The organism is Capnocytophaga catalasegens (genome assembly GCF_026005215.1).
In the GTDB taxonomy this organism is placed as follows: Bacteria; Bacteroidota; Bacteroidia; order Flavobacteriales; family Flavobacteriaceae; genus Capnocytophaga; species Capnocytophaga catalasegens.
On sequence record NZ_BPMA01000065.1, the window covers coordinates 51,512 to 77,838 of the forward strand.

Consider the following 26,327-nt stretch of genomic DNA (forward strand, 5'->3'; position numbering starts at 1 on the left):
AAATGAAGAAAAAAATTTAAGAAAAAAAATTAAAACTAAATCTTTTTTTCTAGGAATGGTATATTTGGGTCAAAGATTTCGAGTAACAATTCTTTGAGTTTTTCTTCAAATCGATTATTTATTAAATCGGTAATAGCCGAAGGTGTTTTATCGTTTTCATTGCGAAATCCCAAAAAGTTACTTTCGAGATTTTTAAATGAATAATTTCCTGCAAATATTTCATTATCAGTATGTTGATTTTCTTTTTTTAAAATATAGGCATACATTAGTAGTTGAAAAGCTTTATTATAATTGAAATCAGTTATTAGTTTCTGCCAACCATTTTCGTTAAGAGTTATATTACGTTGTTCTACTTTCCCCGTTTTATAATCAACGATATATAGTTGCCCATTGCGCCTTTCAATACGATCGGCAGTTCCTCTTAGACATATGTCGAAATCAAATTCAGGAAAACGTACCGAAGTAATTAAATCCTTTTCCAAAGCTAAAATCTCAATTGTTGTATGAGAAATTGTTCTTTTTTCCATTTCTAAGAATTGTTCTATATATTCTTGTATTACACTGAAAATCAATGTGTTTTTACCCAAATTCTCTTCTTCTTTATACAATTCTTTAAAATATTTATCTATTAAAAAAGGCACATTTTCTTTCATTGAATGGATGGATTCAATAGTTAAAATTTTGCCTAAATAGGGAGAAAAAAGTGCTTCAAGTGTAGCATGAACAATGTCGCCAAAAGTACGAGCCTCCATAATTTCTTCTACATCGCGCTCTTCTCTAGCTTGCAGAATATTTTGTTTGTAAAAATCAATTGGGTTACGAATATATGTCGTTAGAGCCGAAGGAGAAAAACCTCGTCCAGATGCAATTTCTTTTAAGCGAGTCATTACATTTTCGTCTTTTTCAATAATCATCAAATCAAATTGTGAAGCGATAACCTGTGGAGTTAATATAGTTTCAGTAATATGTAAATTATCTGCTTGTTGCGTAAGAAGTTGCAAAATGAAACGACTTTTTTCACCACCTTTAAAACTATCAGTTTCAGTATTATAGACCAAATGAATATTTTTGGCACGTTGTAATAATCGATAGAAATGGTAGGTAAAAATCGCATCTCGATGCTTGTAAGTAGGTAGCCCCAAGTTATTTTTTACATCGAAAGGAATAAAAGAATTGACACTTTTGCCAGCAGGTAAAATACCTTCATTGACCGATACTATGATAACGTTTTCAAAATCTAAATTTTGACATTCAAGCATTCCCATCAGTTGTAATCCTTGTAGTGGTTCTCCTTGAAAATCAAGTGTTTGCTTAACCAATAATTCATTATATAAATAGTAAAGTGTTTTGGGAGTTATCAAAAAAGAATATTGATTTTCTAAATCGTATAGCTGATTGAATAATTCATAAAAACGATACAAATATTCTAATAAAAGAGCATTGGTTTCTTTTTCTTCTTCCAATTTATTTTTGAGAATAAAAATTAAATTAAAACATTGTTCAATCAATAATTTAGCAGTTATTGATTTCGAATCTGAAAAAAGAATATTTATAATTTCTTCGTCTTCTAAAGATAATTGCTCAACAAGTTGATTTTTAGAAATATAAACCCAGTTTTTATGACGAATATGTTGTGTGATTTGCTCAATAGAATCCTTTGACAAAATACGCTGAATAAGAGGTTGTTGCAACAGATTTTCAACATCTTTGTAGTACCAATTATTTGATGTATATAATTTAAAAAAAGCACTAAAAAGACTACTTGTAGAGGTTTGTTTCAAAGGATATCCCATAGTAATATTCATAGGGAGTTTATTCTTGTTAATAGACTGAATAACAGGTAGTAATAGGTTTTCGTCAGCAAGAATAATAGCTGTATTTTCCCATTGAAAATCAGGTATTTGATTGACTAATTTTCCTACGTAATGCGCTTGATTGACACTCTTGGGAACCCCTACAATATTTATATTTTTTTCAGATGAAAAATCATCTCCTTCCCATTTTCGTTCTCTATTGTTATAATATTTCCATCGAGAGAAATATTGTCGAATGAAATATCCTGCATCATGCTGATTATCAGATAGAAATGTCTTGTCAATATCCCAATAAATTTCAGAAGTGGTAGAAAGTAAAACAGACTCAATAAGTATTTCTTCCGATTGCGTTAAAGCATTGAACCCTGCGAAAATATGTAATTTGTCTTTTGATTTTTCTATATATGAATTTATTTTTTGAGTGGCTTTTCGATATACAAAACCCCGATACCCTTGCTTTTTTAGAGTTAATTTTTCCGAAAAAGCACGATAATAAAGCCCCAATGTATTCCAAAAAGCCAAATGTTTCTCTTGCATTGGTGTAAGTTCTTGGCTTAACGACCAGTGTTCCACTTCTTTAATTGCTTTTATGTATGGAAAAATATCATTTGGGTTAATAAGATATTGGTCTATTTCGTTAAAATCTTGTAGTAAAGTTTGTCCCCAACCCACAAAAGTTTCAAAATCATCGGGTGTGTCGTTATTAGCTAAATAAGTATTATACAATTCAAAAAGAAGCGACATATTGGGCATTATTTGATATTGCGCAATCTGTTCAACCCACGATTCCATACTTAAAAAACGAGGAGATTGACAGATTTTGCCAATGTGTTTTGAAAAATATTTTTTCAAAAACAAAGTAGCTCGTTTGTTCGGAACAACAAAAATCATTTTTTCTGGTGAAAAATCAGGATATTTTGTCAAAACATCAATTACAACTTTTTCTAAAAACATATTGATACAAGTTGAGTAATTTATATAAAAGAAATATTATCGTTTTAATTAAAAGTATAATTTATTTTCGAGCAAAGATACTATATTTATTGCTATTTTAAGTTGATTGAGTTAAAAATATTTTCCTTTTTTCTCGAAAAATAATAATACGAAAAGGCAAATAAAAATCCCTCTTAAAGTTCCATTTTAAGAGGGATTTTGTATGTAAAAAATATTTTTATGAATTCTCTTTCTCTGAATTGATATTTATTTCAGAGTGATGATGTTCGTCTTCGTTTGCAAAAGGACGTTTTCCGAAAATAGCTACCAAATCTTCTTTAAAAATGACCTCGCGTTCAAGCAATAGATTTGCCAATGTAGTTAATTTATCTTTGTTTTCACTTAGAATAGATAAAGCTCTTTGGTATTGTTCTTCAATAATTTTGTTGATTTCTTCATCAATTATTTGAGCGGTTTTCTCACTATATGGTTTGGTAAATCCGTATTCTTCACCCGAGGAGTCATAGTAAGTTAGGTTTCCAATTTTCTCATTAAGTCCATAGATAGAAACCATTGCACGCGCTTGCTTAGTTACTTTTTCAAGGTCACTTAGAGCACCAGTTGATATTTTCCCAAAAATAATTTGTTCGGCAGCACGTCCACCCAACGCAGCACACATTTCGTCCAAGATTTGTTCAGTTCGGACAATTTGACGTTCTTCAGGCAGATACCAAGCAGCACCAAGAGAACGCCCTCGCGGAACGATGGTAACTTTAACAAGTGGAGCAGCGTGTTCTAACAACCAACTAACAGTTGCGTGTCCTGATTCGTGGAAAGCAATCGCTTTTTTCTCTTCTGCTGTAATTATTTTATTTTTCTTTTCAAGACCGCCAACAATTCTATCAACAGCATCTAAAAAGTCTTGTTTGTCAACAGCATCTTTGCCTTTTCGAGCTGCTATAAGTGCAGCTTCGTTACATACGTTGGCAATATCAGCTCCTGAAAATCCAGGTGTTTGTTTTGCCAAGAAATCAATATCTAGCGTTTCTTTGGTTTTTATAGGACGAAGATGTACGCCGAATATTTCTTTTCGTTCGTTCAAATCTGGCAAATCAACATAAATTTGTCTATCAAACCGCCCAGCTCGCATAAGAGCTTTGTCCAGAACATCGGCACGATTAGTAGCTGCCAATACGATAACATTGGTTTTTGTTCCAAAGCCGTCCATTTCTGTAAGTAGCTGATTTAGTGTATTTTCTCTTTCATCATTAGCTCCAGTCATACTATTCTTTCCTCTTGCTCGTCCAATAGCATCAATTTCATCAATAAAAATAATAGAGGGTGATTTTTCTTTCGCTTGACGGAATAAATCCCTCACACGTGAAGCACCTACACCAACAAACATTTCTACGAAATCAGAGCCCGAAAGCGAGAAAAAAGGAACATTTGCCTCACCAGCAACCGCTTTTGCTAAGAGCGTTTTTCCTGTACCTGGAGGACCGACAAGCAAAGCTCCTTTCGGAATTTTCCCTCCCAGAGAAGTGTATTTTTCTGGATTTTTTAAAAATTCAACGATTTCTTGTACTTCTTCTTTTGCTCCTTCCAATCCAGCTACATCTTTAAAAGTAACCTTTGATTCTTTATTTTCGTCAAAAAGTCGAGCTCTTGACCTTCCGATGTTAAAAAGTTGTGTACCACCGCCAGCACCACCACCAGCACGACGCATTATGAATATCCAAAATCCAACCAATAAAAGAATAGGCAAAAGCACAGAGATGAAAATATCACCAAAGAAATTCTGTTCTGTTTTATACAAAAGCTCCGATTTTGACAGATTATTTTCAGTAGCAATTTTATTGAAACGATTTTCAAAATTTTCTAAAACACCAACTTCTAATTTGTATTGGGGTACTTCGGCGCTTACTCCACGTTTGAATAAGGTACTATCAACTCGTACATCTTTGTGTTCTTCTTTTTTTATAGCCTCAGGAGTTAAGAAAATACGTGCTTCGTGTTTATTAACTACAATTACTTTTGAAATATCACCATCGAAAAGGAATTTTTCAAACTCGATTTGCGAAATTTCTTTGGGTTGTTTCCATAAACCTGCTTCTGACAATGGATTCAGTATAAAAAATAAAAAGAGTGCCAATCCTCCGTAGAACCAAAAAGCAGAGAATTTAGATGATTTATTGTTATTATTGCTCATAATCAGTAATTTGTTTCTATTTGTGTTATTTTAGCATCGCCCCAGAGTCCTTCTATATCATAATATTCACGAGTGCTTTTTTGGAAGATATGAACTACAACATCTATATAGTCCAACAAAATCCATTCGGCATTTTGTTCGCCTTCTATATGCCAAGGTTTCTGGTGCGAATTACCTTGACTTACCATTTTTTGTACAGCTCCAGAAATCGCTGTAACTTGTGTATTGGAGCTACCTGTACAGATAATAAAATGGCTACAAACAGCATTTTCAATAGTGCGTAAATCCAAAATTGTAATATCCTGTCCTTTAACTTTTTGAATGCCTTCCAATATATCGGCAATTAGTAAATCTGTATTGTTTTTTTGATTTGTCATTAAAAATTAGTTATTTTGCACAAGGCGACAAATTTATAACTTTTTCTTGAATAAAAACGATTTATTGAATTAACTTTATGAAAATTATCAAACTTAATGCCATAAATTCGACAAACACTTATTTGAAAGAAATTTTGAAAAAAGAAAATGTACAGGACAATACTGTGGTTTGGACACAAAATCAAACAGAAGGCAGGGGACAACAAGATGCAAAATGGGTTTCTGAGCCTTATAAAAACCTTACTTTCAGTATCTTAAAAAGATTTGATGATTTCTTATCAGAACATCATTTTGTGCTAAACATGGTAGTTGCTTTGAGCATTTTTCGATGTTTAAAAAAATTACATATTCCTGATTTGTCATTGAAATGGGCAAATGACATATTGTCAGGAAATAAAAAAATATGTGGCATTCTGATTGAAAATTCTATAAATAATCAATACATAACAACAAGCGTAATAGGAGTAGGGCTTAATGTGAATCAGTTGAATTTCAATGAATTGACAAAAGCAACTTCTTTGCAGAAAATAACAGGAATTCATTATAATCTGGAAGAAATCATTCATTTGGTACTAAAAGAACTTCAAGTGGCTTTTCAAAAACTATATGAAACTACTCCAACTGAAATTTATAACCATTACCATAAATATCTATACCGTAAGGATAAACCCTCTACGTTTCAAGATATATACGGAATGCGTTTTATGGGATTTATTCGTGGAGTAACAGCGCAAGGAGAGCTTTGTATAGAACTAGAAGATCAAGTTCTCAGAACATTCCGATTGAAAGAAGTCCAGCTACTTTATTGATAACAAAATTATATATTTATACAATGCCTTTTACTTTTTCGCACCCAGCTATCATTATTCCATTGAGAAAATATCTATCATTTACAGGTCTTATTATAGGAAGTATGTCTCCTGATTTTGAATATTTTATACGAATGAATATGAAAGGTCAGTATGGGCATTCACTTATAGGATTATTGTATTTTTGCTTACCTATAAGTTTATGTATTTGCTTTGTATTTCATAATATTGTGAAGGATACTCTGATAAACAATTTGCCCTATTTCCTTCAAAAGCGTTTTATTGTTGTTAAAAATTTTTCTTGGAACAATTATTTTAGAAAAAATTGGAAGATTGTCATTATATCAATTTGCATAGGAGCTTTTTCTCATATATTTTGGGATAGTTTTACACATAAAACAGGTTTTTTTGTAGAAAGATATTCCTTTTTACAATCATCATTCTATCTTTTTTCAACAAAAATATACATTTATAAAATTCTCCAACATTTAAGCACCTGTATTGGGGCTATTGTGCTTGTTTATTTTATCAAAAGACTCCCTACCAATGAATTTTTATATCATCGAGTTAGTAAAAAATATTGGATACTGGTTCTTTGTATCACTTTTTTTATTGTATTTATTCGATTTTTAATAATTTCGTTTTCTATCGGAATATGTATTGTAACTACTATATCTGCCTTTTTTATAGCTGTTTTAGTCAGTTCATTTCTTTTTAAAAAAATATCAAAAGTTAGCTATTTATAGTTTTGGCATAAAGTGCTTACATTATTTTTAATGAATAACTCTACTTTTTTCCCAAAAACAAGGGGTCGGTTATCATCAATATGTCCTGTGGGGACGTTGAAAATGATAGGATAATTGTACTCTTGACAATGTTCTAAAATGATTTCTTCCACAGATTTTCCAAAGGGAATATTATTATCGTGCATTTGTGAAAAGTTCCCAACCAAGAGTGCTTTTAGTCGAGAAAGAACACCATTGCGTTTAAGATTTAAAATCATTCTATCAATATGGTACAAATATTCGTCTAAGTCTTCTATAAAAAGAATTTTACCTTCACTACAAATGCTTGATTTTGAGCCTAAAAGGCTATAAATAATGGACAGATTTCCCCCAATGATTTCTCCTTCAATATGGCAATTTTCGTAAAAAGTTTGCGAATTTTCCCATTGGTATTGATTAGAGCTTCCAAAAAGAAAATTTTTCAACGAAAGCAAAGATTCTTTTGTGTTTTTAGCTACGTTTATAGGCATTGTACAATGTGTTGATGCTATTCCAAGCCTACTTAAATGAGCGTGTAGGGCAGTAACATCTGAGTAGCCAAGTATCCATTTGGGATTTTTCAAAAAGTGAGAGAAATCAATAAAATCAAGTAAACGAGCTGTTCCGTAACCACCACGCGCGCACCATATTGCGTTTATTTGCGGATTATCAAGCATTTCTTGTAAGTCTGCAAGTCGTTCTGTGTCTGTTCCTGCAAATTGATGATGAGACAAACCGATAGTCTTTCCGATAACTGGTTGCAATCCAATACTTTGTAGCCATTCTATGGCGGGTAGAATTTCTTGATAACTGATACTTCTTGCGGTAGATATAATCCCGACAGAATCATTTTCTTTTAAAAAAAAGGGTGTTTTCATTTGGTAATAATTAAAAAAGATATATCTTTGCATTTGAAATAACAAAATTAAATAAAAAATGAGAAAACTTTTGACAATTGCAGGATTATTTTTAGTTGGGCTTACAGCCACTGCACAAGCAAATGTAGAATCTGGAACTATCAGATTAAATGCTGGTGGTGGCGTTTCAGATTTGGGAGTAATGGGATATTTTGGAGCTGATTTCGGAGTAGCAGACAAAATTACGGTTGGTGGTGAGCTATCATTGCGCCATAGAAGTCAAAGTAACTGGGGACATACTGGAATTGGGTTCATTACCAACGGAAATTATCATTTCGGAGAGCATATTAAAGGATTGCCTTCTGAACTTGGTTTATACGGAGGACTTTCGTTAGGGTATTATAACTGGTCGCACAGTTGGGAAGGCTCGGGTTCTAGTATTACTTATTCTGGATATGCCTCGGGGATTGTGTTCTTAGCACAAGCGGGCGCGCGATGGTTTTTTGCCCAAAATTGGGCTGCAAATGCAGAGCTTCATGCTGGTAGCTTCTATGGAGTGAAAGCAGGGGTAACTTATCAGTTCTAATTAGAAAAGAAATTAGTAAAAACAGGGAAGGTAAAATGATTTGCCTTCCCTGTTTTTTTGTTCTTATACTACGTAAAAGTATATCTTATAAGAGATTTAGTTTCTGATAACTATAAATATATGAATAGATAAAAAAATAAAATTCTTGTATATTTATAAATGTATATTTGCAAGAAATAACATTTTTTGAGGTATTTTAATTATAAATTTATAAGAAATAGAGTATATGATAGTATGTAATATTGAAGGTAGAAATATACGCAGTTTTTTTTAATACTCAAATTTGTTTTTTAATAGATATAATTGTATTTATTGATAATTAAAATAGAATTATAAAATATATTGAGTAGATTTTGTCTTGAAAAAATAAAATATATAATAAATTCTATTTTTAGAATAATACATGTTTTTATCTTGTAAGAAACTTGATTTCTTATATATTTCTTTTTTTGTTTATATGAAAATACTCAGTAGATTTTATAAAATATTATGTATTTTTAAAATCTACTGAGTATCTTTATTGTATTTTATTTGGGTACTATTAAATTATCTGTTTCTTTTGGTTATTTCTTTTTCTATGTGTTGAATAATGAATTGTAAAGGAGACTGATAGTCAAACCACGTTATTTGTGTTTGTTTCTGAAACCATGTATTTTGTCTTTTTGCAAAATTACGGGTATTTTTCTTTATATTTTCTATGGATGTATGTAAATTTGTTTTTTTATCAAAGAAATCAAATAGTTCTCGGTAACCTACTGTTTGCAAAGCATTCAGGTTTTTATAAGGATGTAGAGATTGTACTTCTTTTATCAATCCCGATTCTAACATGGCTTCAACACGTTGGTTAATTCGGTTGTAAATAATAGAACGCTCAGCAGTAAGACCTATTTCTATCGGAATGAAGTTTCGCAAAGTATTTTTTTTATTCAAAAATGAAGAATAGGGTTTTGAACAAGCAATACAAACTTCTAAAGCGCGTATAACTCGTTGCGGATTGTCTATATCCATTCTTGTATATTGCAATGGGTCAAGTGATTTTAGCTTTTCTTGTAAAAATAAGATACCTTTTTTGTTATACTCTTCCTTTAATTGCAAACGAATAGACTCAGGTACATCGGGAAATTCGTCTAATCCATTCAATACAGAAGCAGTATATAATCCACTGCCTCCGACCATAATAACTAGATTGTGTTTCAAAAATAATTCGTTTAATAATTTGATAGCATCACGCTCAAAATCTCCAACAGAATATTTTTCAAAAATGCTTTTGTGTTGAATAAAATGGTGAGGTGCCATAGCTAATTCATTCTTATTAGGTACGGCTGTTCCAATTTCCATTTCTTTGAAAAATTGACGTGAATCAGAAGATATTATCTCTGTTTGAAAGTGTTGCGCAAGCGAAATAGCTAAGTGAGTCTTTCCAATGGCAGTAGCTCCTGATATGACAATTAGAAATTTCATAGAAATAGTATATTTTTTTAAAGAATAGAACCACATTTGTGGCAATATATGGCATTATTGGGGATTTTGGTTTCACCACACGAAGAGCACTTTTGTTTTGGCTGCTCTGCTTTTTTTTCTAACCTCTTATGAGTTTTATTTTGCAAGCGGCTATATTCAGAACTGACAATTCCCGTAGGAACTGCAATAATTCCATATCCGAGAATCATAATAATTGCAGCGATTACTTGTCCTAATGTTGTAGCAGGAGCGATATCGCCATATCCGACCGTAGTCAAAGTTACAATGCACCAATAAATACTACGCGGAATGCTTGTAAATCCGCTTGTACGAGGTTCAATCATATACATTAGCGTGCCAAGTAGCACACAGATAACTAATACGAAATATATAAAGACTAAAATTTTGGCACGGCTTGCTTTAATGGCAGTTTGTAGTGAATTGGCTTGCTCGGTAAAATGTACCAATGACAAAATACGAAAAATACGCAACAGCCGAAGAATTCGTATCGTAGCAAGGACTTTTGAACCTGGTACGAAGAAAGATAAATACATAGGTAGTAGCGATAATAAATCAACAATACCATAAAAACTGAAAATATAACGCCACGGTTTATCATTGCTCACAATACGTAAAATATACTCTATTGTAAAAAATCCGGTGATGAGCCACTCCAACACTAATAGCAATGTATGAAAGCGAATATCAATATTTTCGACACTTTCAAGCATTACTAAAAGACAACTTACAATAATAAAAAATAATAAAAGTAAGTCAAATAGCCGCCCTAAGAAAGTATTTGTTCCGTAGATAATAATGTAGGCTTGCTGTTTGAAGATGTCGTATTTTGATTTAAGAATCGTCTTCATAGCATATTTTTAAAATGAAATGATAGTAGGTTTTTTGTGTTTTCGCAAATATTGTTGTATTAGGTGCTGAATTTTGTCATTATCATTCATCTGGGTAATGATATTCTTCAAAATATTTAAGCGACTTACCTGAAAATTTAGATTTGTAAAGCCGTAACCTAAAAATATACCATTTTCAATCAAAATAACACTTTTCTCTCCCAGAGTACGCCCTTTGTCAAGTATCGCAATAGTTTTTCCTTTGAATGAATACTGCTGCAATGCTTCTTCGACTCGTGCATTATATTCTTGCAAATTTTCAATATCAATACAAGCCCCTTTGCATTTGTTCATTGTATAATTGTAACAATTATGAGGAGCAGAAGAAAAGCCTGTTAGTTTTGTACAAAGTGTATGCTGCTCTGTAAGTTCGTAGAGCGTATTTTTTCCTTCGGCTAAGGTCTCGAAACTTAGCCAATGGCTTGCATTGTGTTGTAATGGAAGGATATTAAGTGTGAGATACCCTTTTTTATTTTTTTTGACAAAAAGTCCATACGAAAGAGGGCGAAATAGTCGTTTTCCATTAAGCGTAGGTTTGTTTAGCTGTATCTCTTGGAGTTCTTTGAGTTGGGCAATTAGCTCATTGCCAGTAAGTTCAAAAACTACTTTATATGTATGTTTTTGTAGATATAAATCTTTTTTCTGAACAGAAGTAAAGTGCTGATTTACACGTTTTTTTATATTTTTATTACGACCAATATACAAGAGTTTTCCTTCTTGATTGTACATATAATACACTCCCATTTGTGTAGGTAAATCGTCCAAAATATGTAGAAACCGAGTAGAAATACTCGGATTTATATCTTGCTTGACCCATTGTGTTATGATTTGCTTTGAAGTGTCTTTGGCAAGAAATAATTTGAAAAGTTCTAGTGTAGCAAGTGCATCTCCGTTAGCACGATGTCTATCACTGACCGGGATGCCTAGCGAACGCACGAGTTTTCCCAAGCTATACGACTTAGAATCGGGAAAGAATTGTTTAGCCAATTCGACAGTGCAAATGCTACTGCGTTGATAGTTAAAACCCAGTCGGCGAAACTCCGTTCGAAGTATCCGATAGTCAAAATCGGCGTTGTGAGCCACCAGAATGCAATCTTCTGTAATCTCGACAATTCGCTTGGCTATTTCATAAAACTTAGGAGCGGTGTGGAGCATTTTCTGATTGATACCTGTTAGCTTTACGACAAAATTCTGAATTTCACGCTCAGGATTAACCAATGATATGAACTGGTCAAGGACATTTTGCCCATCAAAACGATAAATGGCTATCTCGGTAATACCCTCTTGGTTATATTGTCCTCCTGTAGTCTCTATGTCTAAAATTGCATACACCGATTATAAAAAACTTTATGGGTCAATAAAATTATTTCTGGTAAAAAATTGAAATTCTTTTTGAAGAATTAGTTTTTGTCGAATACGGCACTTCCTATTCGAACCATTGTACTTCCGCAGGCAATAGCAATTTGGTAATCTCCGCTCATTCCCATCGAAAGGATATCAATATTACAATTTGTGTGCAGATTATTTTTTATCATATCAAAGATCGATTTTGCATATAGGAATTCTTGTTTTATTTGTGCTTGATTATCTGTGTTTGTTCCCATTCCCATAATTCCTCGTAGTCGAATATGTTGCATTTGCTGAAAATCAGTTGAAGAAACTATGCTAAATAATTCATTCTCGCTTAAACCAAATTTGGTTTGCTCTTGCGCTATACGTATTTGAAACAAAAAATCAATGATTCGGTTGTTTTTTTGAGCTTGCCAATTGATTTCAGAAAGTAATTTTAGGCTATCTACACTATGAATGAGCGATACATACGGAGCCATATATTTTACTTTGTTAGTCTGCGTATGTCCAATCATATGCCATTGAATGTCTTTGGGAAGATGTGTATATTTTTCTGTCATTGCCTGAATTTTACTTTCACCAAAGATACGTTGCCCCGCTTGGTAGGCTTGCATTATTTCTTCCTTAGAATGATATTTAGAAACAGCAACAAGCGATACATTTTCGCCCAAATCGGCTTTGATCCGAAGTAAATTTTCTCGAATGCTCATAATTGTTAAGTTACAAGATGAAAAATAGTTTGTTTTTTATACAATTTATATATAAATTTCCTTATTTTCAATTTGATATAGCAAAAATTAAGAATTTTTCTCTATTTCGGCAACAATCATCTTGGCAATACACAATGCTTCTGTACCTTGTTGCAAAGTAACAACAGGCGTTGTATTCTGATTGATAGCATCTGCAAATGAATTAAGTTCGTCTAAAATAGCATTGTTAGGAACTACTTCAGGATATTCAAAATAGATTTGTTTTTTCTCCCCTTCGGCATTTTGCAAAATCATATCGAAATCAGAAGGCTCTTTTGGAGCATTTTTCATTCGTACAACTTCTACTTTTTTCTCTAAAAAATCTACTGAAATATAGGCATCTTTCTGAAAAAACCGAGATTTTCTCATATTTTTCATCGAAATACGACTTGCAGTAAGGTTGGCAACACATTTATTTTCAAATTCAATGCGTGCATTGGCAATATCGGGCGAATGACTAATTACAGCAACTCCGCTGGCAGTAACTTTTTTCACAGGTGATTTGACAATACTTAGTATGGCATCAATATCATGAATCATCAAATCTAGAACAACAGGAACGTCTGTACCACGTGGGTTGAATTCGGCAAGTCGGTGCGCTTCAATAAACATTGGGTTATCAATCAAATCTTTCACCGCCAAAAACGCTGGATTGAATCGCTCTACGTGCCCAACCTGCCCTTTTACATTGTTCTCTCTTAAAAGCGTACGGATGGTTTCGGCTTCTTCTATCGTATTGGCAATAGGTTTTTCTATGAAAATATGTTTTTTCTGCTTGATGGCCGTAACGGCACATTCAAAGTGAGAAAGCGTGGGAGTTACAATATCAACTACTTCAACGGCATCAATAAGCTCTTGTAAAGAGTTAAAATATTGATAACCAAACTCTTGACTTACTTGCTGAGCATTGACCTTGTTTGGGTCGAAAAAACCTACCAAATCATATTTTTCAGATTGTTGTAGCAATCGCAAATGTATTTTCCCAAGATGCCCAGCACCTAACACGCCTACTTTTAACATCGTTCTGTATTTAGTTTAAAAATTATTTTTAAATTTCTGCAAAGACTCACTGAGCCAGTTTTTATACACTTCGGTACTTACGTATTGTTGTGGTACAGAAAGCACCTCCAAGTCGGGAGTTATTAGTACATAATAAGGTTGCGAGGCTGTTTCAAAATTGACACTTTGAAAAGTAGCCCATTTGTCCCCGACGGTTTTGATAGGTTTTACCCTTCCTGACGGAAGTTTAAAATCGAATTGTTTTTCTTTGGGTAATTCTTCTCTATCATCAATGTATAAAGAAATGAGTACATATTTTTCCATTAGTTTTTTTACTTCAGAATCTGTCCAAACGTGTTCTTCCATTTTGCGACAATTAACACACGCCCAACCTGTGAAATCAAGCATTACAGGTTTGTTGTGTTTTTTGGCATAAGCAATTCCTTCATCAAAATCTTTAAAAATTGTTTGATGAGAATCTTCATTGGTATTTACAATTGAATAAAAAGTTGGTGGCGGAAATCCACTAAGAAAACGTAAACTATTTTGCCCGAAAAGTCCTAGCAACAGATAGATAGAGAAAACACCCGAAAGTGTTCCAAGCCCCAATCGAGTTTTGGATAATTTGTATATGGGTTGCTTAGGTCCATCGTGCGGAAAGCGAATAAATCCGAAGAGATAAAGTGCTAAAAATAAGAATAAAATAAACCATATTCCGATAAAAATTTCACGTTTTAATATTCCCCAATGTCCAACTAAGTCTGCATTTGATAAGAATTTAAATGCAAAGGCCAATTCTAAAAATCCTAAAAATACTTTGGTGGTTGTCATCCACCCGCCTGAACGAGGTAACGAATTAAGTAAATTAGGAAATAATGCAAATATAGCAAAAGGCAATGCTAGCGATAGACCAAATCCAGCCATACCGGCAGTTAGTTGCATGGCTCCACCTTCTGCTGAAAGCGACCCAGCTAAGAGCGAGCCTAAAATGGGACCTGTACAAGAGAAAGAAACAATAGCAAGAGTAAGCGCCATAAAGAATATTCCGATAATTCCTCCAATGTTTGAAGCATTATCCATTTTGGTACTCCATGAGGCAGGAAGCGTAATTTCGTAATATCCAAAAAAAGAAAAAGCAAAAAATACGAATATTACAAAAAATATTACATTGAGCCAAATATTTGTTGAAATTGTATTTAGAATTTCAGGGTCAAGCGAATCTAAAAAATGAAAAGGAAGACTGAGCAAAATATAGATTAAAAAGATAAAAAATCCATACAAAATAGCATTGAAAATTCCTTTCTTTCTGTCTTTACTTTGTTTGGTGAAAAAAGAAACTGTAAGCGGAATCATTGGGAAAACACAAGGTGTTAGCAAGGCTATGAAACCTCCTAAGAACCCAAGTATGAAAATCCCCCAGTTGTTACTTGCTGATTTTGATGAATTTTCTCCTTGATGTAATAATTCTGCATTTTTTAGCGGAAGTATAAGATTTTGCGCCATGTCTTTACTTCGTTCATCAACTTCTTTGTATACAATTTGGGCTTTGCTTCCGTCCAAAGAGAAAATAAAATCATTTTCGTGATTGATACAAACATCAATACATGCTTGATAAAATAAATTTCCTTGAATATGTTTCGTTTCAGGATTCAATAATTTGATACGTTGTGTAATGAGTGCTTTATTTTCAAAGAAAATTTCGTCAACTCCGAAAATCTCATTAAAGGCTTTTTGAGTACCTGTTTCAATGGCATCACCTATTAGTTCAAAGTTTTTATCTTCATTTTCAAAAGTGATTTTGGTAGGTAGAGCTCCTCCATCAGGATTTTTTAACGAATAAATGTGCCATTTTGGTTCAATAATACCATTGAATATTAAATCATATTCAGTATCTGAAATTTTCTTTACTTCATATTTCCATGTAACAGGGTCTTGGTCATTGCCTCCACCAAAAGAAAATTGAGCAAAAGCTCCCAAAGAAAATAATAAAAAAAGTATAAAAATCAATTTTTTCATTTTTTTAAAATTAAAAATATACACAAATATTTAAGAAATTTTATATAAATAAATAGGCTTCGCCTGTTTTTACTTTAAGGGCAAAATCATAAATTGTATTTTCTTCCAATTCTTTCAAAAATTCCATTTTGAAAGGCTGAACAGTATAGTGTAATGGACAAGGTTTGTCAGGAGAACAATCTTTTAATCCCAACGAACAAGTTGTAAACTTACTCACTCCATCAATATGATGTACAATTTTGATTAAAGGTGTATTGAGTTCATTTTGAGTTAAAAAGAAACCTCCATTGGGACCTTTGGAAGAACTTATAGCATTTTTTCGAGCTAAAATTTGTAATAATTTAGCTAAAAAAGCTGTTGGAATACCCAGTGAATCAGCTATTTCTTTAACACCAATTTTATTATTAGTTGATGCATGAACAGCTAAGTACAACACTGCATTGATGGCATATTTACTTGAATTAGATAACATTATTATTATTTATTATTAGCAGGCAAAGATACAAATTTTTATAAAAATGAAATACTATTCGAATCATGTATCAAATATGATGCCAAAATATTTTATTATTCTTGTGTATAATAATTGTAATCTTTTAAGAATTTTTCAACAAAAATGACAGGAGTAAGTTCCGTGTTTTTCCGATGACTTACTTGTTCTATTTTTTCACAAAGTTTCCCGATAGTATCCCATTTTTGTTTGAAGCGAGCCTGGTCAAAATATTTTTTTATTATTTGCACATCGTTATCAGAAAATGCAAATATTTGACTTCTAAGAAAATAAGGTTGATAATTAGTTTCTATTTCAGTCAAAATAGTGTGCGAGATGTTTGTTTTATTTTTCAGTGATATAACAGCAACACCTGCAACAAGGTCTCCTAAACGTTGAGTGTGTTTAGAAACCATCATAGAAAAAAGCCCTACGATAGCAAAAGCATATATTTCAAAGATACCAAAAACCCAACGAATAGCATAATCATAGAATGAAGCTTGGTATCCATCTATTTTTATGACTCGTATTTTCATTACTTTTTTGCCTAATGTTTGTCCTGACATTAGTGATTCACATACTAGTGGATACAAATTGGCAGGAGCTGTAATAATAATGATGATAGCTCCAATGCTCCACATATCCATTTCCATAAATAATACGTTTAAATCAAATAAATTAATGATGTAAATTAGTAAGATAATGTATCCAGATTGAATGGCTACATCAATCAAAAAAGCAAGCATTCGCTCACCAATAGAAGCTGGTGTAAAAAAAAGAGGAATATTTTGTGTTGTTTTTATTGATAATTTGAACATTTTTTTATAATTTAGCCCTCGCTATGAGAGAGGTTGCATTTATTAAACAAAATAAGGAAAAATGGCTTGCTGTTGAAGAAGTCTTAAACAAAAAACAAAAGATTTCTCCAGACCAAATGGCAGATTTGTACATACATTTGTTGGGTGATTTGTCTTTTTCACAAACATATTATCCCAAAAGCAATACCACTATTTACCTGAACTTTTTGGTGTCGCAAATATACCAAAAAATTTATAAAACAAAGCGTGTAGATAAAAATAGATTTATATTTTTTTTCAAAGAGGAAGCCCCAAGGTTAGTTTATAAGCATCGGAAAATAATTTATTTCTCATTTATATTGTTTTTTTTCTTTGTTTTTCTTGGTGTTATTTCAGCACGATATGATGATGAGTTTGTACGAGTTGTCTTGGGAGATTATTATGTGAATATGACCTTAGACAATATTGAAAAAGGAGACCCAATGGCTGTATATAAGTCAGGAAGTACTTGGGGAAGTTCTATCGGAATTACAATTAATAATATTAAAGTTGCTTTTTGGGCATTTTTGTGCGGTGTTACAGCAGGAGTGCTAACTTTTTATATCGCATTCAGTAATGCTGTAATGTTGGGAGCTTTTCAGTATTTCTTCTGGGAAAAAGGTGTTTTTGTTGAAAGTTTAAGAGCTATATGGTTACATGGAGCAATGGAAATTTTCAGTATAGTTATAGCCACCGCAGCAGGTTTTGTACTTACAAAAGCCATTCTTTTTCCAAAAACATATTCAAGGATACTTTCTTTTAAAATAGGTTTTAAAGAAGGACTCAAAATTCTTTTAGCTACTGTACCTTTTTTTGTTATTGCAGGAATTATAGAAGGATATGTTACACGTCTTTCGGCAACGATGCCTCTTTGGCTGAATCTGGCTATTATTTTCGGAACATTAAGTATTATTACATATTATTTTTTATTTTATCCATTAAAATTTGCTAAAAAATGACAATATTTCAATTTTATCAAAAACGTGAATTCGGGACGCTTATTTCCGATACATTCAATTTTTTCAAGATTTATTTTCGAGATTTTTTTAAAAATTACTTAATTATCAACGGAGCAATTATTTTTTCGTTTATAGTAATTGTTTTTTTATTATTTGGTACAAATTTTTCCCAATTTATCCAAAGTCTCGATATGGGATTGGCATCAGCGTTTTGGACATTGTTTATTGTATTTATATTGCTAATGTTCATTGTGTTATTTGTTTCGTGTTTTCCATTAGCTTATGCAGGAGTTGCCGAAGAAAATTCTGAACGGAATGTATTTTCAGCAACTGAAATTTTCAACAAAATAAAACCAATGCTCGGGCGGATGTTCCTCTTTGGCTTTATTTCCATTTTTATTCTAACGATACCTATGTTTATTATAATTCTGATATCGTATTTTATACCTATTGTTGGGCCTTTATTGGCTCAGGGAGCTATAAGCGTTTTTGTAGGACAACTAATGATTTTTTATGTCAAAGATAAAATGGGATATTTTGAGGCCATTTCTAAGGCTTTTGATATTTTGAAAGAAGATTTTTGGGCAAAAATAGGTTCAACTATTGTTATGAATATGATTTCTTCATTTATTATGGTCATTGTATTTATTATCCCAATATTGATTTCTTTTTTTGGATTATTGGCAGGGATTGAAAGCAGTTTGTCAGAAGGAACAATTATTGGAATGGGGCTTTTGGGTATTGTATGGGGAATAGCTATTATTCTTGTTTTTATCCTTTCCAATATGAATACATTCTTACAACTAATGATTTATTACAGCTCACATCAAGACAAACAAACATATCTTGACTTAGAACAAATTGGTAAAAATACCTATGAATAAAACAAGAATGTACAAAAAATACATATATTTACCCCTACTGATTCTTGGTAGTTTGTTTTTTTGTGAAGATATTCAAGCACAAATGCCATCTTTGGTAGATACCATTAGTGTAGAACAAAGAAACCAAAAAGCCAAAGAGTTAGTTGATAAAGTTATTCAGAATAACGAAAAAGTACGACCGATTTCTTTTGATAATATTTCAGAAAAATATAATTCTGAAGAGTTTGACTATAATGAGGAAGAAAGAAAAAGTTTTCTTTCGCAGTTATTTACAATAATAACCAAGTTCGTAGAACGTTTTTTTGGACTTACAACGAAGGGAAATGAAAGAAAATTACTCTATCTGTTGTATTTTATTGTATTTTCTATTGCTTTATTTGTAGCAATTCGTTTGATTATGCAGCACAAAGGGCGCTGGTTTTGGGAAAAGGCTGATAAGGATTTAGAAACATCTTTACAAGAAGTTGAAAAGAATATTCACAAAACGGATTTTGCTAAACTTATTAAAGAATCGGAGAGTCAGAACAATACCAGACAGAGTATTCGGTTGTATTACCTATGGCTACTTAAAACTCTCTCTGATAAACAACTCATAATATGGCAATCTGAAAAGACAAACGCTGATTATATTCGTGAAATTAAAGATGAACAACTGAGAAACAATTTTTCGCGACTCTCTCGCTTATATAATTATATATGGTATGGTGAATTTTCAATAGAACACGACCAATACAAACAGGCAAAAGCCGATTTTGAAACACATATTAACGTTCAAAAAATAAGATAATGAATCACTCGCTTCGTAATTATTTTATACTGCTTGCTACATTGGTTATTGGAGTGGCTTTGGTTAATTTGTTGCCTAGCCCAAAAGTTATTGATTGGACTGAAACCTATGAACCTTTAGATAAAATACCTTATGGGACATATATACTTGATAACGAAATAGATGCAATCTTTGACAAACCTGTGGAAAGATATGGAGATACTCCATATGAATATTTTGAGCAAGAAAAAGATAGTTTGCACACGCGTAATTTATTCTTTATAAACCAATATATTGATTGGACATCGTTTCAAAAGGTGCTTGCTCAAGTAGAAAAGGGTGATACTGCTCTTTTTATAGCTTGTTCAACCGATAAAGATACTTTGGGGATAGAAACAACCTATCTCTATGATAAATGGATAGATTCGATAGCACTGTCATTAACTTGTGAAACAGAAAAAGGCGAACTGCTTACACTTGAAAGAAGTTCTAATTTTTATTATTTTACTTCTCTGGATACGATACACCACAAATCGTTGGGGTATGTACATTGGGGTGAGGAGAAACGTATCAATTTTGTTGAAATTCCGCTGGGTAAGGGTAAAATATATTCTCTTTTGGAAGCGAAACCATTTACCAATTACTATTTAAAAAATCCGCAGACACGCCACTATGCTCAAACAGTTCTTGGATACCTTCCCAAAGAAAATAAGACGATTTGGTTTGACGATCATTTCGATGGTTGGTACAAGCAAATGGTTATAAATGGAGGTGAAGGGAATGGTACTTCTGGGCGGGTTTATCGAGAGCAGCGCAATATCCTTTCGGTGATATACGACTATCCTGAGCTGGCTATGGCGTGGCGTTTGCTACTATTGGGCTTTGTTCTGTACCTCATTTTCCAAAGCAAACGCCGTCAGCGGGTAATTCCTGTGATAGAGAAACCGCGCAATACAACGATAGAGTTTGCCCAAACCATAGGCAATCTATATTTTCAGGAGGGCGACCCATATATGCTAGCACAGAAAAAGATTTTGTACTTTTTAGATGCTGTTCGCAGAAAGTATTATTTGGACACCCAACATCTTGATGAAGATTTTATAAACCGACTCATACACAAATCGGGTAGGGGAGAGGCGGTTGTTCGTCCGCTTATCAATTTGATAATCAATATACAGCGTATGCAATCGGCATCGGAATATACGCTGACCAATTTAGACCATTTAATCGAACAATTTTGGAACAAAACGAAATAAAATAATACATTTAGTTTATCATAAAATATAAAAATACACAGAAAAATATGGATACGATACAATTTACATCGCGTATTGACCTTAGCGAATTACAACAACAGACTGAGAAAGTACGCGCAGAACTCAAAAAAGTAATTGTTGGTCAAGAGAAAATGATTGATTACTTGCTGGTGGCACTTCTGAGCAACGGTCATGTGCTTTTGGAAGGTGTTCCGGGTATTGCCAAAACAATAACAGCCAAATTATTGTCCAAAGCGCTTGATATGCAGTTCAGTCGAATCCAATTTACGCCCGACTTAATGCCCTCTGACGTACTGGGAACTTCGGTCTTTGACCTCAAAAAATCAGAATTCGAGTTCAAGAAAGGACCTATCTTTGCCAATTTGGTACTTATTGACGAGATAAATAGAGCGCCAGCCAAGACACAAGCAGCGCTTTTCGAGGTGATGGAGGAGCGCCAGATTACCATTGATGGGTATCACTTTGCGATGAACGCTCCTTTTTTGGTCGTTGCCACACAAAACCCTATCGAACAAGAGGGTACGTATCGACTTCCGGAGGCTCAATTGGACCGATTTCTATTCAAAATCAACTTGGAATATCCTTCATTGGCAGAAGAAATAGATATTATCAATCGGGAACACGAGTTGAAAGCAAGTGATAAGACTTCTGCCGTAGAAAAAGTGCTTTCGGCTCAGGAGCTAATTCGTTATCAGGGGTTGGTTCGTCATATTACTGCCGAGCCACACCTGATAGAATACATAGCCAAGATAACTCACAATACGCGAGAGAACAATCTGTTGTATTTGGGTGCGTCGCCACGGGCTTCTATCGCGATGCTCAATGCAGCCAAGGGGTTTGCTGCTCTGCAAGGGCGTGATTTTATTACGCCGGAAGACATCAAAGCGATGGCATATCCGGTTTTGCAACATCGTATTATACTTTCTCCGGAAAAGGAAATGGAAGGACTTAAAGCGGAGCAAATAGTACAACAAATCATAGAAAGTGTAGAGATACCGCGATGAGAAAATTCTTAAAAAGTCTTTATATTCATCAGCATTTTTTTGTTTGGCTACTTGTGGTAGTGGGAATTTTTTTAATTTCTTTCTTTGCCAAGTGGGTGTATGTTGTTGCGCAAGTTAGTTTGTGGGTTTTGGTGCTGGTTTTTCTGGTCGATTTGTCTCTTTTGTATGCAATTCGCTCTGGGATACACGCCGAGCGCATCTTGCCCGAGAAGCTCTCTAATAGTGATGAGAATCCTATAAACATTCGCATTGAAAACAGGTTGGTGATACCCCTTTGGCTACTGATTATTGATGAAATACCCTTTCAGTTTCAGCTGAGAAATTTTCAGAAACGCCTTCGATTGGGTGGCAAACAGCAAACGCAGTACGAATATACACTTCGACCTACCGAGCGAGGAGTTTATGAGTTCGGAAAGCTCAATGTATATGCCTGCACACCGCTTCGAATGGTAATGCGCCGATATTCGTTCTGCGACCAAGCCCAATTGCCAGCATATCCGTCATTTATTCAGATGAAAAAATATGATATGATGGCGTTTTCTAAGCATTTGTTTGAGTTTGGTATGAAAAAAATTCGGCGAATAGGGCATACGATGGAGTTTGAGCATATCCGTGAGTACGTACAGGGGAATGACATTCGGACAATCAATTGGAAAGCCTCTTCCAAGCTCTCTCGCCTGATGGTAAATCAGTACCAAGACGAGAAATCGCAACCCGTTTATATGCTTATCGACAAAGGGCGAAGTATGCAGATGCCTTTCGAGGGATTGACCTTGCTAGATTATGCGATAAATACGTCTTTGGCTCTGAGTAATATTATTATCAAAAAACAAGACAAGGCGGGCGTATTTACATTCTCCAAAAAAACCGAAGATAAAGTAATTGCCGAGCGGAAGACCGGACAAATGTACAAAATAATGGAGGCACTCTATGCGATAAAAACTAATTTTCTCGAAAGTGATTTTAATCGCTTGTATGTTGATGTCAATGCGAGCATAAAACAACGTAGTTTGCTGATGTTATATACCAATTTTGAGACCAAAGATGCGCTTTATCGGCAATTAAAATATCTTAAAGCGATTGCCAAGCGCCATTTGCTGGTGGTGATATTCTTCAAAAATACGGAGCTTGATGCACTTATTTACAACAAAGCCCACAATACGCAAGAGGTGTATGATAAAGTGATAGCCGAACAATTTGCTTTTGAAAAACGACTGATTGTACAAGAGCTATCCCGACACGGCATACTTAGTATATTGACCGCACCGAAAGATTTGACTCTGAAGAGCATCAATACGTATCTCGAACTCAAAGCAAGAGGTATGATATAACGTATTGATATAATATATTAAGGTATAAACCAATTTTTGAATTTAAAAAATAGGTTTTTTATCAATTCAAACCGATAAAAATAAATAAAAAATCAATTTATTGAACAGAAAAACGATAAAAAATAATCAAGAATATCGTATAAAATCAAGTAAAAATAAAAATGGAACAAATAGATAACGTAACGATAGACTTCCAACACTTAATTGACGCTATATTGAATAAAATAGGTAGCATCATACCCAATTTGATAGGAGCGATTATATGGACAATAATTGGCGTATGGCTTATACGATTAACGCGGCGGATTATTCGTAAAGCAATGGAGCGACGAGGGGTCGATGTAACGGTGCAGATGTTTGTCAATCAGTTAGCCAAATGGATTTTGTATATTGTTCTGTTCTTGGCAATAGTTCAAATATTGGGCGTGCCAGTTACCTCATTCTTGGGAGCGCTTACAGCATCGGCGGTAGCTATTGGTTTGGCGTTGCAAGGGTCTTTGTCAAACTTTGCAGGAGGTATTATGTTGCTTATACTCAAACCTTTCCGAGTGGGCGATGTTATTCAGGTCAAAGGAGAAACTGGTACGGTACAGCGTATAGGTATGTTTTATACGAAATTGAACAAATTTGGCAACGAACAGGCTATCATACCCAACGGACCGCTTTTTGCGGACAATATAATCAATTACTCGGCAGAAGAAACACGGCGTGTAAAAATAATGGTGGGGATTGCGTATAGTGCCAACATTAAACTGGCAAAAGAAATTCTCTTACAACTTGCAACAGATTGCCCTACCAGACTTAGTGACAATGTTCCGATGGTTTTTGTTGAAGAACTGGCAGATAGTTCGGTCAATTTGTCTGTACGATTATGGACAAAAACACCCAATTATTGGGATACATACTTTTATATGATAGAAAATATAAAACTCGAATTTGACAAAGCGCAAATAGAAATCCCTTTCCCACAGCGCGATGTATATATTCGTAAAACAGAAAATTCATAAAATAATATAATTAAACCACATACCTATGTCAAAAGTATTAGTAACAGGCGGTCTGGGATTTATCGGGTCGCACACAGTTGTCGAACTGCAACAGGCAGGACATCAAGTAATTATCATAGACGATTTATCGAATTCTTCGATAGATGTACTTGACGGAATAACACGAATAACAGGTATAAAACCTATTTTCGAAAAGATTGATCTACGCAAAAAATCAGTAGTAGATGATTTCTTCAAAAGATATCAGGATATTGATGGTGTGATACACTTTGCTGCCTCCAAGGCAGTGGGTGAGAGTGTAGAAAAACCTCTTTTATACTACGAAAATAATATTTCTTCACTCGTTTATATCCTTCAAAACCTAAGCGAAATGCAAAACGTAGGCTTTATTTTCAGTTCTTCTTGTACGGTATATGGGCAAGCCGACCAGCTTCCTATTACTGAGAATGCACCCGTTAAGAAAGCAGAGTCTCCGTACGGGAATACGAAGCAGATAGATGAGGAAATCATTGCCGATACGTGCCGTGTAACACCACAGATAAAGGCTATTGCGCTCAGATATTTCAATCCGATAGGTGCGCATCCGTCGGCTGAAATAGGCGAATTGCCCATTGGCGTACCGCAAAACTTAGTTCCGTTCATCACACAGACAGCTGCCGGTATTCGCAAAGAGCTTTCTGTCTTCGGAAATGATTATCCGACACCCGACGGAACGTGCATCAGAGATTATATACACGTTGTCGATTTGGCAAAAGCACACGTAATTGCCCTCCAACGTATATTAGAAGGTAAGAACAAGAGCAATTACGAAGTTTTCAACGTAGGTACAGGCAAAGGAAGCAGTGTGCTTGAAGTAATACAGAGCTTTGAACGTGTATCGGGCGTAAAACTAAACTACAAAATAGTAGATAGACGTGCAGGAGATATCGTAGCGGCGTATGCTAATACCGATAAAGCAAATAACGAACTGGGCTGGAAGGCAATTTCTACCCTTGACGATGCTATGAAATCGGCTTGGGAGTGGGAGAAAAAGTTGCGAGATATTCAATAGGAGTCTTTAGTTTTTCATAATTAGCTGAGCGAGTAGGCAATCTTGTCTGCTCGCTCTTTTAAAAAGATAAATCAATCAAAAAACAATAAAAAATAAATAAAAAACAAGGTGTATATACGGGCAAATATATCAATTGACTTTATAAATAGATAGTAGATACAAACTATATATATACTCTATAAAATATATAAATAAAATATGATGGAAGCAATAAAAAATAAATTAAAAAATAGTTTAGAAAGTACGCAAATGACATTTGATGAAAAATTAAAACAGATTTGCTACGTGTTAGACACTTCTTTTGAGTATTATAACTGGACAGGTTTTTATTTTAAAGACCCAAACAAAGACGAATTGGTACTTAGCCAATACGTGGGTGCTGCAACGGATCATATTAGAATCCCTTTCGGTAAAGGAATATGTGGTCAAGTGGCTGTTTCAGGAGAAACTTTCGTAGTGGAAGATGTATATAAGCAAGATAATTACCTTGCTTGTTCTATCGAAACCAAATCTGAAATCGTAGTACCTATATATAATAAAGGTAAAAATATAGGACAGATAGATATAGATAGTCATACACCTAATGCATTTACACAAAAAGACAAAGATTTGTTAGAATGGCTTTGTGATGAAATCGGAAAAATAATGTAAAAAATAGTTTTCTTTAATAGAAAATAGGTTTATCTACTTTCGGAATGTATTTCTCTGTAAGTAAAACTCAAAAACAAGATTGTAGATTGTATTTCTCTGTAAGTAAAAACCAAAAACAAGGTTGTATATTGTATTTCTCCGTAAGTAAAATATAAAAACAAAGTTGTATATTGTATTTCTCCGTAAGTAAAACTCAAAAATAAAGTTAGATTTTATATTTCTATGTAGGTAAAAACTAA

General features: G+C 33.7%; 24 protein-coding genes. 12 read left to right on the forward strand and 12 right to left on the reverse strand.

Going from position 1 to position 26,327, the window contains the following annotated elements:
• Window positions 1-35: 35 nt before the first annotated feature.
• The 3 genes from OO775_RS12850 to rsfS form a co-directional block, all read right to left on the reverse strand.
• Window positions 36-2,768: a PD-(D/E)XK nuclease family protein gene (locus OO775_RS12850; RefSeq protein WP_264847629.1), complete on the reverse strand. Its 2,733-nt coding sequence runs from the start codon at window positions 2,766-2,768 to the stop codon at window positions 36-38.
• 217 nt (window positions 2,769-2,985) lie between these two features.
• Window positions 2,986-4,956, reverse strand: coding sequence for an ATP-dependent zinc metalloprotease FtsH (ftsH, locus tag OO775_RS12855; RefSeq protein WP_264847631.1), 1,971 nt, complete (start codon window positions 4,954-4,956; stop codon window positions 2,986-2,988).
• Window positions 4,957-4,958: 2 nt separating this feature from the next.
• Entirely contained in the window at window positions 4,959-5,333 is a 375-nt protein-coding gene (gene rsfS / locus OO775_RS12860; RefSeq protein WP_264847633.1) for a ribosome silencing factor, read from the reverse strand.
• A 77-nt stretch (window positions 5,334-5,410) separates the two neighbouring features.
• On the opposite strand from rsfS, the gene OO775_RS12865 reads away from it, so the two are divergent.
• Both OO775_RS12865 and OO775_RS14160 read left to right on the forward strand, forming a co-directional pair.
• Entirely contained in the window at window positions 5,411-6,142 is a 732-nt protein-coding gene (locus OO775_RS12865; protein ID WP_264847635.1) for a biotin--[acetyl-CoA-carboxylase] ligase, read from the forward strand.
• A 23-nt stretch (window positions 6,143-6,165) separates the two neighbouring features.
• A complete protein-coding gene (locus OO775_RS14160) occupies window positions 6,166-6,888 on the forward strand; it encodes a DUF4184 family protein (protein WP_373874586.1) in 723 nt (240 codons plus the stop codon).
• Here the strand turns inward: OO775_RS14160 and OO775_RS12870 are convergent.
• Window positions 6,879-7,784, reverse strand: a complete 906-nt coding sequence (locus OO775_RS12870; protein WP_264847636.1) for a S66 peptidase family protein — start codon at window positions 7,782-7,784, stop codon at window positions 6,879-6,881. The two genes, OO775_RS14160 and OO775_RS12870, sit on opposite strands and share 10 nt — an antisense overlap.
• 58 nt (window positions 7,785-7,842) lie before the next feature.
• On the opposite strand from OO775_RS12870, the gene OO775_RS12875 reads away from it, so the two are divergent.
• Window positions 7,843-8,349, forward strand: coding sequence for a hypothetical protein (locus tag OO775_RS12875; protein WP_264847637.1), 507 nt, complete (start codon window positions 7,843-7,845; stop codon window positions 8,347-8,349).
• Window positions 8,350-8,895: 546 nt separating this feature from the next.
• Here OO775_RS12875 and miaA read toward each other — a convergent pair.
• From miaA to OO775_RS12915, 8 genes are all read right to left on the reverse strand, one after another.
• Window positions 8,896-9,810 carry a tRNA (adenosine(37)-N6)-dimethylallyltransferase MiaA gene (miaA, locus tag OO775_RS12880; protein ID WP_264847638.1) on the reverse strand — a complete coding sequence of 305 codons (915 nt, stop codon included), beginning with the start codon at window positions 9,808-9,810 and terminating at the stop codon, window positions 8,896-8,898.
• 17 nt (window positions 9,811-9,827) lie between these two features.
• On the reverse strand, window positions 9,828-10,679 hold the full coding sequence (locus tag OO775_RS12885) for an ion transporter (protein ID WP_264847639.1): 852 nt from the start codon (window positions 10,677-10,679) through the stop codon (window positions 9,828-9,830).
• Between the two features lie 9 nt (window positions 10,680-10,688).
• Window positions 10,689-12,050: an exonuclease domain-containing protein gene (locus OO775_RS12890; RefSeq protein ID WP_264847640.1), complete on the reverse strand. Its 1,362-nt coding sequence runs from the start codon at window positions 12,048-12,050 to the stop codon at window positions 10,689-10,691.
• Window positions 12,051-12,118: 68 nt separating this feature from the next.
• Window positions 12,119-12,778: a YggS family pyridoxal phosphate-dependent enzyme gene (locus tag OO775_RS12895; RefSeq protein ID WP_264847641.1), complete on the reverse strand. Its 660-nt coding sequence runs from the start codon at window positions 12,776-12,778 to the stop codon at window positions 12,119-12,121.
• Between the two features lie 87 nt (window positions 12,779-12,865).
• A complete protein-coding gene (locus OO775_RS12900) occupies window positions 12,866-13,837 on the reverse strand; it encodes a Gfo/Idh/MocA family protein (protein ID WP_264847642.1) in 972 nt (323 codons plus the stop codon).
• A 15-nt stretch (window positions 13,838-13,852) separates the two neighbouring features.
• Window positions 13,853-15,832, reverse strand: a complete 1,980-nt coding sequence (locus tag OO775_RS12905) for a protein-disulfide reductase DsbD family protein (protein WP_264847643.1) — start codon at window positions 15,830-15,832, stop codon at window positions 13,853-13,855.
• 40 nt (window positions 15,833-15,872) lie between these two features.
• Entirely contained in the window at window positions 15,873-16,304 is a 432-nt protein-coding gene (locus OO775_RS12910; protein ID WP_264847644.1) for an RrF2 family transcriptional regulator, read from the reverse strand.
• Window positions 16,305-16,399: 95 nt separating this feature from the next.
• Window positions 16,400-17,140 carry an RDD family protein gene (locus OO775_RS12915; protein WP_264847645.1) on the reverse strand — a complete coding sequence of 247 codons (741 nt, stop codon included), beginning with the start codon at window positions 17,138-17,140 and terminating at the stop codon, window positions 16,400-16,402.
• A 23-nt stretch (window positions 17,141-17,163) separates the two neighbouring features.
• Here OO775_RS12915 and OO775_RS12920 point away from each other — a divergent pair, with 23 nt between their 5' ends.
• The 9 genes from OO775_RS12920 to OO775_RS12960 all read left to right on the forward strand — a co-directional run bounded on the left by OO775_RS12920 (window position 17,164) and on the right by OO775_RS12960 (window position 26,088).
• Complete coding sequence (locus tag OO775_RS12920) at window positions 17,164-18,117, forward strand: stage II sporulation protein M (protein ID WP_264847646.1); 954 nt, start codon at window positions 17,164-17,166, stop codon at window positions 18,115-18,117.
• Entirely contained in the window at window positions 18,114-19,001 is an 888-nt protein-coding gene (locus OO775_RS12925) for a hypothetical protein (protein WP_264847647.1), read from the forward strand. The genes OO775_RS12920 and OO775_RS12925 overlap by 4 nt, the downstream gene beginning before the upstream one ends.
• Window positions 18,994-19,788 (forward strand): DUF4129 domain-containing protein, encoded by a 795-nt coding sequence (locus OO775_RS12930; protein ID WP_264847648.1) that lies wholly within the window; start codon window positions 18,994-18,996, stop codon window positions 19,786-19,788. The genes OO775_RS12925 and OO775_RS12930 overlap by 8 nt, the downstream gene beginning before the upstream one ends.
• Complete coding sequence (locus OO775_RS12935; protein ID WP_264847649.1) at window positions 19,788-21,023, forward strand: DUF4350 domain-containing protein; 1,236 nt, start codon at window positions 19,788-19,790, stop codon at window positions 21,021-21,023. The genes OO775_RS12930 and OO775_RS12935 overlap by 1 nt, the downstream gene beginning before the upstream one ends.
• 47 nt (window positions 21,024-21,070) lie before the next feature.
• Window positions 21,071-22,048 (forward strand): AAA family ATPase, encoded by a 978-nt coding sequence (locus OO775_RS12940; protein WP_264847650.1) that lies wholly within the window; start codon window positions 21,071-21,073, stop codon window positions 22,046-22,048.
• A complete protein-coding gene (locus OO775_RS12945) occupies window positions 22,045-23,379 on the forward strand; it encodes a DUF58 domain-containing protein (RefSeq protein WP_264847651.1) in 1,335 nt (444 codons plus the stop codon). Before OO775_RS12940 ends, OO775_RS12945 begins: the two co-directional genes overlap by 4 nt.
• A gap of 161 nt (window positions 23,380-23,540) precedes the next feature.
• Entirely contained in the window at window positions 23,541-24,386 is an 846-nt protein-coding gene (locus OO775_RS12950; protein ID WP_264847652.1) for a mechanosensitive ion channel family protein, read from the forward strand.
• A gap of 25 nt (window positions 24,387-24,411) precedes the next feature.
• The gene (gene galE / locus OO775_RS12955; protein ID WP_264847653.1) at window positions 24,412-25,437 is read left to right on the forward strand and encodes a UDP-glucose 4-epimerase GalE; all 1,026 of its coding nucleotides are present in this window, start codon (window positions 24,412-24,414) and stop codon (window positions 25,435-25,437) included.
• Window positions 25,438-25,638: 201 nt separating this feature from the next.
• Window positions 25,639-26,088 carry an XrtF-associated fRMsr-like GAF protein gene (locus tag OO775_RS12960; protein ID WP_264847671.1) on the forward strand — a complete coding sequence of 150 codons (450 nt, stop codon included), beginning with the start codon at window positions 25,639-25,641 and terminating at the stop codon, window positions 26,086-26,088.
• Window positions 26,089-26,327: the final 239 nt, after the last annotated feature.

What these genes read in the sequence shown, in the direction of transcription:
- OO775_RS12935 (WP_264847649.1), top strand. Translation starts at nt 19,788, where the DNA reads ATGAATCACTCGCTTCGTAATTATTTTATACTGCTTGCTACATTGGTT.
- OO775_RS12950 (WP_264847652.1), top strand. Translation starts at nt 23,541, where the DNA reads ATGGAACAAATAGATAACGTAACGATAGACTTCCAACACTTAATTGAC.
- OO775_RS12905 (WP_264847643.1), bottom strand. Translation starts at nt 15,832, where the DNA reads ATGAAAAAATTGATTTTTATACTTTTTTTATTATTTTCTTTGGGAGCT.
- OO775_RS12870 (WP_264847636.1), bottom strand. Translation starts at nt 7,784, where the DNA reads ATGAAAACACCCTTTTTTTTAAAAGAAAATGATTCTGTCGGGATTATA.
- OO775_RS12875 (WP_264847637.1), top strand. Translation starts at nt 7,843, where the DNA reads ATGAGAAAACTTTTGACAATTGCAGGATTATTTTTAGTTGGGCTTACA.
- OO775_RS12850 (WP_264847629.1), bottom strand. Translation starts at nt 2,768, where the DNA reads ATGTTTTTAGAAAAAGTTGTAATTGATGTTTTGACAAAATATCCTGAT.
- OO775_RS12940 (WP_264847650.1), top strand. Translation starts at nt 21,071, where the DNA reads ATGGATACGATACAATTTACATCGCGTATTGACCTTAGCGAATTACAA.
- OO775_RS12865 (WP_264847635.1), top strand. Translation starts at nt 5,411, where the DNA reads ATGAAAATTATCAAACTTAATGCCATAAATTCGACAAACACTTATTTG.
- OO775_RS14160 (WP_373874586.1), top strand. Translation starts at nt 6,166, where the DNA reads ATGCCTTTTACTTTTTCGCACCCAGCTATCATTATTCCATTGAGAAAA.
- OO775_RS12915 (WP_264847645.1), bottom strand. Translation starts at nt 17,140, where the DNA reads ATGTTCAAATTATCAATAAAAACAACACAAAATATTCCTCTTTTTTTT.
- ftsH (WP_264847631.1), bottom strand. Translation starts at nt 4,956, where the DNA reads ATGAGCAATAATAACAATAAATCATCTAAATTCTCTGCTTTTTGGTTC.
- OO775_RS12925 (WP_264847647.1), top strand. Translation starts at nt 18,114, where the DNA reads ATGACAATATTTCAATTTTATCAAAAACGTGAATTCGGGACGCTTATT.
- OO775_RS12900 (WP_264847642.1), bottom strand. Translation starts at nt 13,837, where the DNA reads ATGTTAAAAGTAGGCGTGTTAGGTGCTGGGCATCTTGGGAAAATACAT.
- OO775_RS12960 (WP_264847671.1), top strand. Translation starts at nt 25,639, where the DNA reads ATGGAAGCAATAAAAAATAAATTAAAAAATAGTTTAGAAAGTACGCAA.
- OO775_RS12920 (WP_264847646.1), top strand. Translation starts at nt 17,164, where the DNA reads ATGAGAGAGGTTGCATTTATTAAACAAAATAAGGAAAAATGGCTTGCT.
- OO775_RS12910 (WP_264847644.1), bottom strand. Translation starts at nt 16,304, where the DNA reads ATGTTATCTAATTCAAGTAAATATGCCATCAATGCAGTGTTGTACTTA.
- OO775_RS12930 (WP_264847648.1), top strand. Translation starts at nt 18,994, where the DNA reads ATGAATAAAACAAGAATGTACAAAAAATACATATATTTACCCCTACTG.
- OO775_RS12885 (WP_264847639.1), bottom strand. Translation starts at nt 10,679, where the DNA reads ATGAAGACGATTCTTAAATCAAAATACGACATCTTCAAACAGCAAGCC.
- galE (WP_264847653.1), top strand. Translation starts at nt 24,412, where the DNA reads ATGTCAAAAGTATTAGTAACAGGCGGTCTGGGATTTATCGGGTCGCAC.
- rsfS (WP_264847633.1), bottom strand. Translation starts at nt 5,333, where the DNA reads ATGACAAATCAAAAAAACAATACAGATTTACTAATTGCCGATATATTG.
- miaA (WP_264847638.1), bottom strand. Translation starts at nt 9,810, where the DNA reads ATGAAATTTCTAATTGTCATATCAGGAGCTACTGCCATTGGAAAGACT.
- OO775_RS12895 (WP_264847641.1), bottom strand. Translation starts at nt 12,778, where the DNA reads ATGAGCATTCGAGAAAATTTACTTCGGATCAAAGCCGATTTGGGCGAA.
- OO775_RS12945 (WP_264847651.1), top strand. Translation starts at nt 22,045, where the DNA reads ATGAGAAAATTCTTAAAAAGTCTTTATATTCATCAGCATTTTTTTGTT.